Raw genomic sequence first — 517 nt, forward strand, 5'->3', positions numbered from 1 at the left:
TGGCCAGACGACGTCGCCGGCAGACCGCCTGACGTACTACACCGTGTATAGACCTGATGGAGCGGTGCTGAACTCGATGACTGCCGGATCCAATGGGATCTCAGCGAATACGCTGAACTTACCCAACCTGCCGACAACGGGAACCTATACGGTATTTGTGGATCCCTACCAGGGCGAAACGCTGAGCACGCAGTTGACGTTGGCGACAGGCGTGACTGGCGGACAGGTGGCCAATGGTGCCAGTGGCAACTTTGCCACCAATATTCCTCAGCAGAGCGTGTATTTGACCTTTACCGCCACGGCCGGACAGAACCTGGGTTTGGGGCTTAGCGACTTGGTGACACCGAATGCAACAAGCTATGCGTACTTGACGGTCAACAAACCTGACGGCACCACACTGGGCGGTCAGTACTGCTACGCAAGCAACAATGGCTGTCAGACCAATTTAGTTAATCTAGAGTCGGGTACTTACAGCGTGGTGATTACACCACCGTACGACGGCGATCGGACGATGAGT

At 55.5% G+C, this 517-nt stretch carries 1 pseudogene; it reads left to right on the forward strand.

The features are described from left to right. Positions 1-76 precede the first annotated feature (76 nt). A pseudogene (locus RQH86_RS22900) lies at positions 77-517 on the forward strand (glutamate synthase); the annotation flags it as partial.

Source organism: Xanthomonas sp. WCS2018Noco2-27 (assembly GCF_031843525.1).
In the GTDB taxonomy this organism is placed as follows: Bacteria; Pseudomonadota; Gammaproteobacteria; order Xanthomonadales; family Xanthomonadaceae; genus Xanthomonas.